Here is a 6923-nt window from a genome sequence, read left to right on the forward strand (position 1 = left end):
GAATTCGATCGCCTGGCGCCGCACCTGGAGCTGATCCCGATGAAGCTGGGCGACCTGCTCTACGATTCCGGCGGCAAACTGCAGCACGTCTATTTTCCCACCACATCGATTGTCTCGCTGCTCTACGTCCTGGAAAACGGCGGATCTTCCGAAATCGCCGGGGTCGGCAATGAGGGCATACTGGGAATTTCTCTTTTCATGGGCGGCAATACCACGCCCAGCCGCGCGGTGGTGCAGACCGGCGGCTTCGGCTACCGGCTCAAGTCGCACATATTGATGGAAGAATTCAACCGTGCCGGGCCGGTGATGCGCCTGCTGCTGCGCTATACCCAGGCGCTGCTGACGCAAATGAGCCAGACCGCCGTGTGCAACCGCCACCATTCGCTGGACCAGCAACTGTGCCGCTGGCTGCTGCTGACTCTGGACCGCCTGCCCACGAATGAATTGACGATGACCCAGGAATTGATTGCCAACATGCTGGGCGTGCGACGCGAAGGCGTCACCGAAGCGGCAGGGAAATTGCAGAACCTCGGTTTTATCCGCTACCGGCGCGGCCATATCACCGTGCTGGACCGGGCTGGCCTGACCAGCAACGTCTGCGAATGTTATGGCGTGGTCAAGAAGGAGTTTGCGCGCCTGCTGTCGGACGTGCACCAGCGACAAGGGACGCCGGCGCCGCCGGCCAGATAGCCAGACAGACCAAGTATTTGCAGCATTACGGATTCACAACCACCTTGTTTGAGCCGAGGCTAGCGCTCAGTTGTAAGCCAATCAGAGCTGGATTCATACCCATAATGGAAAATACATCTGGAAATGCATCGCAAGCCGTGCAGCAACCGCTGCTGAAAGCCGGCGCCTTGCAAAACGCCATTTTCAACAGCGCCAACTTTTCCTGCATCGCCACCGACGCCCAAGGCGTCATCCAGATTTTCAACGTCGGCGCCGAACGCATGCTCGGCTACAAGGCGGAGGACGTGGTAGACAAAATCACGCCGGCAGGGATTTCGGATGCCCAGGAACTGATTACGCGGGCCGCATCGCTCAGCCTCGAGCTCGATACCCAGATCACCCCGGGCTTCGAAGCACTGGTGTTCAAGGCCTCGCGCGGCATTGAAGATATCTATGAACTGACCTATATCCGCAAGGATGGCAGCCGCTTCCCGGCGATGGTGTCAGTCACCGCCCTGCGCGACGCCCAGGACAAAGTGATCGGCTACCTCCTGATCGGCACCGACAATACGGCGCGCAAACAGGTTGAAGCGGAGCAGGCGCTGCTTGACCAGCGTCTGCGCGACCAGCAGTTCTACACGCGTTCGCTGATCGAATCGAATATCGATGCCTTGATGACCACCGATCCGCGCGGCATCATCAGCGACGTCAACCAGCAGATGGAAGCGCTGACCGGCTGTACCCGCGACGAACTGATCGGAGCGCCGTTCAAGAATTACTTTACCGATCCGGAGCGCGCCGAGGCCGCCATCACGCGCGTACTGCGCGAAGGCAAGGTCACCAACTACGAGCTGACCGCCCACGCCAGGGACGGCACCGAGACGGTAGTCTCGTACAACGCAACCACCTTCCACAACCGCGACAACCAGCTGCAAGGCGTATTCGCGGCGGCGCGCGACGTCACCGACCGCAAGCAGTTCGAGCACAAGCTGCAGGAAAACAACGTCGAACTGGAAAATGCGAAGGCAGCCGCGGAAAAAGCCAACCTGGCGAAATCGGATTTCCTCTCCAGCATGAGCCACGAATTGCGCACCCCGCTCAACGCCGTGCTCGGATTCGCGCAGCTGATGGCGTCCGATACGCCGCCGCCGTCGTCGGCGCAGAAACTGTCGATCGACCAGATCTTGCAAGCCGGCTGGTATCTGCTGCGCCTGATCAACGAGATCCTCGACCTGGCGATGATCGAATCGGGCAAGGTGACGCTGTCGCAAGAATCGATGTCGCTCACCGAAGTGATACAGGATTGCCAGGCAATGATCGAGCCGCAGGCGCAAAAGCGCGGCGTGCAGCTGACCTTCCCTCTTCTGGACAATCTGTTTTATGTGCATGCCGACCGCACCAGGGTCAAGCAAGTGATGGTCAACCTGCTGTCGAATGCGATCAAATACAACCGGGCCGAAGGCAGCGTGGTTGTCAAATGCGCGATGAGCGGCGCCAACCGGGTGCGCGTCAGCGTGACCGATACCGGAGCAGGCCTGACGCCGGAGCAGCTGGCGCAGCTATTCCAGCCTTTCAACCGGCTCGGGCAAGAGAGCAGCATCGAAGAAGGCACCGGCATCGGCCTGGTGGTCACCAAGCAGCTGGTCGAGCTGATGGGCGGCGTCATCGGCGTCGAAAGCAGTGTCGGCGTCGGCAGCGTGTTCTGGGTGGAATTGCCGGCCTCAAGCGCGCCGGAACTGGCGCTTGACGACATCCACAAGATCGCCGCGGATAAATCGAACCGTGCCGCGGCAGATCCGCTGCAATCGCAGCGCACGCTGCTCTATGTCGAGGACAATCCGGCCAACCTGGTCCTGGTCGAGCAACTGATTGCGCGGCGCGGCGACCTGACGCTGCTGACGGCGATCAACGGTCACCTGGGAATCCAGATGGCGCGCGCGCACCATCCCGACGTGATCCTGATGGATATCAACCTGCCCGGCATCAGCGGTTACGGCGTCCTGAAAATCTTGCTGGAGGATGTGGCAACGGCCCACATCCCGATCATGGCGCTGTCCGCCAACGCCGTGCCGCGCGACATCCAGAAGGGCATGGACGCCGGCTTCTTCCGCTACCTGACAAAACCGATCGAGGTGGTCGAATTCATGGACGCCCTCGACGTCGCGCTGCGTCATGCGGAAAAAAATGGCTTGCCGAGCGGGACATAGGCCGCAGCGAACTACAGCGCGATTTATTAGCAGGTGAACGATTTTTTTGGGAACAACGCAATGCTTACATCCGAAATTCTGAAGGCCAGCATCCTGGTCGTCGATGACCAGGAAGCCAATGTCATGCTGCTGGAGCAAATGCTGCGCAAAGCCGGTTACGAACACATCACATCGACGATGGATCCGCACACGGTTGTGCCTCTACACCTGGCGCATCGCTACGACCTGATCCTGCTCGATTTGCAAATGCCGGAAATGGATGGATTCCAGGTCATGGAAGGGCTGAAGGAAATCGAAACGACCGGGTACCTGCCGGTGCTGGTCATCACGGCGCAACCGGCGCACAAGCTGCGCGCGCTGCAAGCCGGCGCCAAGGATTTTGTCAGCAAGCCGTTCGACCTGGTTGAGGTGCAGACGCGCATCCACAACATGCTGGAGGTGCGGCTGCTGTATCAGAAACTGGAAAACTACAACAAGGTGCTGGAACAGACGGTGCTGGAACGCACGGCGGAACTGCGCGAGAGCGAGGCCCGCTTCAAGAGCTTGACCGAACTTTCCTCAGACTGGTACTGGGAGCAGGACCAGCAAGGAAAATTCACCAAGGTCTCCGGCCCGGTTTTTGAAATGCTCGGGATCGATGCCGACAGCGCCGATGGTGCGGTCAACATCGTGGCGACCGAGCGCTGGAACGAGGCCGAGCGGGTGCAGCTGGAGGACAACATTGCAAACCGGCGCCCATTCCTCGATTTCGTCTACAGCCGCCGCAATGCCGACGGCACCCTGCAATACCTTCAGGTAAGCGGGGAACCAATGTTCGATTCAGCCAGCCTTTTCATCGGCTACCGCGGGATCGGCATGGATGTCACCGACCGCATGCATCGCGACCAGGAAAAATAGCCGCTCCATAGTGCGACCCGGCGCACCTGATGGTGCGGCCGGAGTAAATCCCTTATTTCTCGGCAGGCACGACGACGACTGTGCTGCCGCCGGTTTTCCCGGTATCGCCTTTGCTGCCGTCAGCGCCCGCAGCGCCGTCATTCCCCGTCGCCCCAGTGGCGCCAGTAGCGCCAGCCGGGCCGGGAACAGCCACGCCGGCGCCAGTCGCACCCGTGGCGCCAGCCACGCCGTCGGAACCGGTCGCTCCGGTCGGGCCAGGCGCTCCCGCCGGGCCAGGAACCACCACCACGGATGGCGTAGGACTGCTGCTTGCAGGTTTGTCGCAAGCGGCGAGGCCAAACGTGACGACCAGTGTTGTCAATAACAATGCATGTTTCATATCGATCCTTTTAGGTAGCAAGAGAAAAAAGCGCACCGTGGCACGGTAGAGCGCTATTCGAATCACCTTGTGAAAAGATGGTTCTGAAATTCGTCTGTTTGCAGATTAAGCGAAAGCGCCGGGTTTCTCTGTGTGCTACCGCACCGATTGTGGCCAGAATCAAGCCTATAACATGCATGTCGCGCTTCAGATCTCGGCCGCCATAGAGCAAATGCTGCTGAACCTGACGGGCCGGATTTGATGCCGTTGCAGAATTGACTGATTTTTTATTTCCACTAACTGAGTGAGAACTGATATGAGAACATTCATACATTTGTATCGTTATTATCGGCGAGGCGGGTACCACATGGTTCCGGCAATGAAACGGGCCAGCCGCGCATGGAGCCATGGATTTTGAATTGACATCTTGCCGCTGACTAATGGAAACCGTAATCGATGACCGCACACATTATCCGTCCTCTTGTATCTTTGGATTACGAGTTCGTCTCCTCCGTAGTCGATGACTGGTGGGGCGGCCGCCCTGTCCGTTCGCTGGTCCATCGCATATTTTTCGACCATCTGAACGCAAGCAGTTTCGCCATAGGTCCGTCGGACGCGGTCCAGGCATTCCTGATCGGCTTTGTGTCGCAGTCCGATCCCAAAGTCGCCTACATCCACTTCGTCGGCGTAAGCCCCGCCGCACGCGCCGGCGGCCTCGCCCGCATGCTTTACGAAAATTTTTTCAACGTGGTCAGCGCCCAAGGCTGCACAGAGGTGCGCAGCATCACATCCGCGGTCAATACCGGTTCGATCGCATTTCATCGCAAACTGGGATTTACACTTCTTCCCGGATCCGGTGAAATCGGCGGCGTCCCGGTTACTCTGGATTATGCCGGGGAAGGACAACATCGCGTCCTGTTCCATAAAGCGCTGTAATCCAGCACTAATGATCGACGGCTGGTCCCTTGATAAAATCGATGAACGCGCGCAAAGGAGCCGGCACCAGGCGGCGTCCGGGATAATAAAGGAACGGGCCGGAAAAGCCCATCCACCACGGCTGCAGCAGCGGCTCCAGCGCGCCGCTGTCGAGATGGGGACGCAGCCAGTCCTCGAAGAGATAAACGATGCCGCTGCCCGCGATCCCCGCCTCGACGGCGAGATCGATTCCTCCGCCCACTTGTACAATCAGCGGCCCGGTCGGCTCCACCCGCACCATCTCACCGTTCCGTTCAAACTCCCACGGCGGCATTGAACCGCTGGAAAAACGGCCACGCAGGCAGGCATGGCCGAGCAGTTCGCGCGGGTGTTGCGGCCGGCCATGCCGGTCAAGATAGGCGGGAGAAGCGGCGGTGGCAAAACGCTGGACGCGCGGCCCGATCGGCACCGCGATCATGTCCTGCTCCAGCCGCTCGTCGTAGCGGATGCCGGCGTCGCATCCGGCCGCGATTACATCGACAAAACTTTCTTCGGTGATGATCTCCATCTGAATGTCGGGATAAGCAGCGAGAAATGGCGGTACGATGCGGCCCAGCACCAGCCGCGCCGCACTGATCGGCACGTTGAGACGCAACGTGCCGGCTGGCTTGTCACGAAAACCGTTGACCACGTCGAGCGCAGCCTCCATCTCGCTCAAGGCCGGACTGAGCCGCGCCAGCAGGCCCTGGCCCGCTTCGGTGGGAACCACGCTGCGCGTGGTGCGGTTGAGCAGCCTCACGCCAAGCTGCGTCTCTAGGCGGCGTACCGCTTCGCTGAGCGCAGACGCGCTGCTGCCGTTGACGCGCGCGCCTTCGCGAAAGCCTTTGGCACGCGCCACCGCCACGAAAGCGTTCAGATCTTCCAGGTTGACCTTCATTGCCCCACCTCCACTGTTCGCCAATCCGCACAACCCGTCTCGATTGTACCTAATTATCAAGAAGGCGGAAGACGCCTACCATGGGTCGTCTTTCATCTAAAAGAGGGTAATCATGTCCAGTATCGAACAATCCGGCACATTCACGCTTGGCCATCGCACCGTAAAACGACTCGGCTACGGCGCCATGCAACTCGCAGGACCAGGCGTGTTCGGCCCACCCAAGGATCGCAACGCGGCGCTGGCCGTGCTGCGCGAAGCCATCGCGCGCGGCGTCAATCACATCGACACCAGCGACTTCTACGGCCCGCACATCACTAACCAGCTGATCCGCGAAGCGCTTCATCCTTATCGCGACGATCTTGCCATCGTCACCAAGATCAGCGCCCGGCGCGGCGACGACGGATCGTGGATTTCAGCCATGTCGCCCGAAGAACTGACCCAGGCGGTGCACGACAATCTGCGCAACCTGGGCCTGGATGTGCTCGATGTGGTTAACCTGCGCAGCATGCTAGGCATCCACGGCCCCGTCGAAGGATCGATCGAAGAGCCGCTCACGGTTGTGGCCGAGCTTCAGCGGCAGGGCCTGGTGCGCCACATCGGACTGAGCAACGTCACCCCGGCGCAGATCGCGGAAGGACGCAAGATATGCGAGATCGTCTGCGTGCAAAACCACTACAACGTCGCGCATCGAGACGACGACGCCCTAATCGACGCGCTTGCACGGGACGGCATCGCTTATGTGCCCTACTTTCCGCTAGGCGGGTTCAGCCCGCTGCAATCCTCTACCTTGTCCGACGTCGCTGCGCGCCTCGGCGCCACGCCCATGCAGGTGGCGCTCGCCTGGCTGCTGCGCCGCTCGCCCAACATCCTGCTGATCCCGGGCACCTCGTCCGTCGCCCACTTGCACGAGAACCTGGCCACGGCCGAGCTGACGCTGCCG

7 protein-coding genes are annotated in these 6923 nt (G+C 60.2%); 5 read left to right on the forward strand and 2 right to left on the reverse strand.

Annotated elements, in window-relative coordinates; translation table 11 throughout:
- The 3 genes from JWQ61_RS19635 to JWQ61_RS19645 form a co-directional block, all read left to right on the forward strand.
- Positions 1 to 690 (forward strand): Crp/Fnr family transcriptional regulator (locus JWQ61_RS19635; RefSeq protein ID WP_304361985.1); only part of this gene is annotated, 690 nt, incomplete at its 5' end.
- 104 nt (positions 691 to 794) lie between these two features.
- On the forward strand, positions 795 to 2876 hold the full coding sequence (locus JWQ61_RS19640; RefSeq protein ID WP_304361986.1) for a PAS domain-containing hybrid sensor histidine kinase/response regulator: 2082 nt from the start codon (positions 795 to 797) through the stop codon (positions 2874 to 2876).
- Between the two features lie 60 nt (positions 2877 to 2936).
- Complete coding sequence (locus JWQ61_RS19645) at positions 2937 to 3773, forward strand: response regulator (RefSeq protein ID WP_304361987.1); 837 nt, start codon at positions 2937 to 2939, stop codon at positions 3771 to 3773.
- A gap of 52 nt (positions 3774 to 3825) precedes the next feature.
- On the opposite strand, the gene JWQ61_RS19650 is transcribed toward JWQ61_RS19645, so the two are convergent.
- A complete protein-coding gene (locus JWQ61_RS19650) occupies positions 3826 to 4152 on the reverse strand; it encodes a collagen-like protein (protein WP_304361988.1) in 327 nt (108 codons plus the stop codon).
- 435 nt (positions 4153 to 4587) lie between these two features.
- Here JWQ61_RS19650 and JWQ61_RS19655 point away from each other — a divergent pair, with 435 nt between their 5' ends.
- Complete coding sequence (locus JWQ61_RS19655) at positions 4588 to 5067, forward strand: GNAT family N-acetyltransferase (protein WP_304361989.1); 480 nt, start codon at positions 4588 to 4590, stop codon at positions 5065 to 5067.
- 7 nt (positions 5068 to 5074) lie between these two features.
- Here the strand turns inward: JWQ61_RS19655 and JWQ61_RS19660 are convergent, their stop codons facing one another.
- Positions 5075 to 5983 (reverse strand): LysR family transcriptional regulator, encoded by a 909-nt coding sequence (locus JWQ61_RS19660; protein ID WP_041742437.1) that lies wholly within the window; start codon positions 5981 to 5983, stop codon positions 5075 to 5077.
- 112 nt (positions 5984 to 6095) lie between these two features.
- Between JWQ61_RS19660 and JWQ61_RS19665 the strand changes: the two genes are divergently transcribed.
- The coding region (locus JWQ61_RS19665; RefSeq protein ID WP_304361990.1) for an aldo/keto reductase family oxidoreductase at positions 6096 to 6923 on the forward strand (828 nt) is incomplete at its 3' end.

Source organism: Collimonas fungivorans, assembly GCF_028292705.1.
GTDB classification, from domain to species: Bacteria; Pseudomonadota; Gammaproteobacteria; order Burkholderiales; family Burkholderiaceae_D; genus Collimonas; species Collimonas fungivorans_B.

Bases quoted from the DNA above. Each gene is read 5' to 3' on its own strand.
- JWQ61_RS19640 (WP_304361986.1), top strand. From the start codon at position 795: ATGGAAAATACATCTGGAAATGCATCGCAAGCCGTGCAGCAACCGCTG.
- JWQ61_RS19645 (WP_304361987.1), top strand. From the start codon at position 2,937: ATGCTTACATCCGAAATTCTGAAGGCCAGCATCCTGGTCGTCGATGAC.
- JWQ61_RS19650 (WP_304361988.1), bottom strand. From the start codon at position 4,152: ATGAAACATGCATTGTTATTGACAACACTGGTCGTCACGTTTGGCCTC.
- JWQ61_RS19655 (WP_304361989.1), top strand. From the start codon at position 4,588: ATGACCGCACACATTATCCGTCCTCTTGTATCTTTGGATTACGAGTTC.
- JWQ61_RS19660 (WP_041742437.1), bottom strand. From the start codon at position 5,983: ATGAAGGTCAACCTGGAAGATCTGAACGCTTTCGTGGCGGTGGCGCGT.